Raw genomic sequence first — 674 nt, forward strand, 5'->3', positions numbered from 1 at the left:
CTTGCAATGACTTATGAGGTTCTTGCTAGAAAATTATTTCATTCCCCAACAATTTGGGCTTATGACATAAGTCGCTTTTTATATGGTGCACTTTTTATGTTGGGTGCTGGTTATGCACTTTCTAAAGGTGTTCATATAAGAGCTGATTTTTTATACAGAAATTTTAAAACCAAGAATCAAGGAACAATTGATTTTTGGTTATATATTTTATTTTATTTTCCAGGCTTAATAGTATTTCTTTACATGACTATTGGATATGTAGGGGAGTCTATTCAAAGAGGTGAAAGAGGAATGGATACAACCTGGATGCCCTATATGTGGCCAATTAAAAGTTGTCTACTAATTGGTATAATATTTTTACTGATCCAAGGTATTTCAGAATTATTTAAAAGTTATTGGGCTGCCACAAGAGGAAAATGGCCAGGAGAAGATGAATGATAGCAGAATTAATTGATCCAGCCATTTTAGGTTTTATTTTAGTTGGAGTAATGCTTTTTGCAATCTTTGTCGGATTTCCAATTTCATTTACATTAATTTTCTTAGGTTTTGTATTTGGGTATCTAGGATTTGGAAAATTAGTCTTTTATTTAATGACCCTCCAGTTCTCGATGGTCATGACCGAACAAACTCTCGCCGCCGTCCCGCTCTTTGTCTTTATGGGTATTATGATGGAG

1 protein-coding gene and 1 pseudogene are annotated in these 674 nt (G+C 34.0%); both read left to right on the top strand.

Features of this window, described 5'->3' with window-relative positions; genetic code table 11:
• Positions 1-438: TRAP transporter small permease subunit (locus AMN83_RS01590; protein WP_075503831.1), on the top strand; the 438-nt coding region annotated here is incomplete at its 5' end.
• Positions 435-674, top strand: a pseudogene (locus AMN83_RS01595) (C4-dicarboxylate ABC transporter); the annotation flags it as partial. The gene AMN83_RS01590 and the pseudogene AMN83_RS01595, both read left to right, overlap by 4 nt.

Source organism: Candidatus Pelagibacter communis, assembly GCF_001180025.1.
Classification (GTDB): domain Bacteria; phylum Pseudomonadota; class Alphaproteobacteria; order Pelagibacterales; family Pelagibacteraceae; genus Pelagibacter; species Pelagibacter ubique_A.